The organism is Chitinivibrio alkaliphilus ACht1, from assembly GCF_000474745.1.
Taxonomy (GTDB): Bacteria; Fibrobacterota; Chitinivibrionia; order Chitinivibrionales; family Chitinivibrionaceae; genus Chitinivibrio; species Chitinivibrio alkaliphilus.
This window is the reverse complement of the sequence record NZ_ASJR01000086.1, coordinates 1-397: the sequence shown is the minus strand read 5'-3', so window position 1 is coordinate 397 and position 397 is coordinate 1. Positions and strand designations below refer to the sequence as shown.

The 397-nt window shown below is 45.3% G+C and carries 1 protein-coding gene; it reads right to left on the bottom strand.

Annotation, left to right across the window (positions count from 1 at the left end; genetic code table 11):
- Window positions 1-397: InlB B-repeat-containing protein (locus CALK_RS11745; RefSeq protein ID WP_034638458.1), on the bottom strand; the 397-nt coding region annotated here is incomplete at both ends.

Sequence of the window (397 nt, the reverse complement as noted above, 5' to 3'; positions counted from 1 at the left end):
CTGCGGATACCTCAAGGGAATAGGTGTGAATACTCCACTGTGCGTAGAACATAAGATCACCCGTCGTACCGGGAAGAATCTTTGTGACGGGATCATTCGTAAAAGCAGAGTCTCTAAACCATCCAACAAAATCATAATTACTGCGATACGGTGCGGCAAGGTAAAGGGTATCCGATTCCACCGTATATGTTTCCGGATTATCTGCCAGAGAATCCGCTCCATTTGATTCATAGGTAAGGGTATACTCCACAATATCAAACCCGGCAGAGAGATGAGTCCCCGTATCTGTAACAATCTCTAGAGTATCATCTGCGGAAACAGTATCTCCAGACCATCCCGTAAAATAATATCCTTCATGGGATTCTGCCCACAGGGTTACCTCTGTATGAGGCGTATA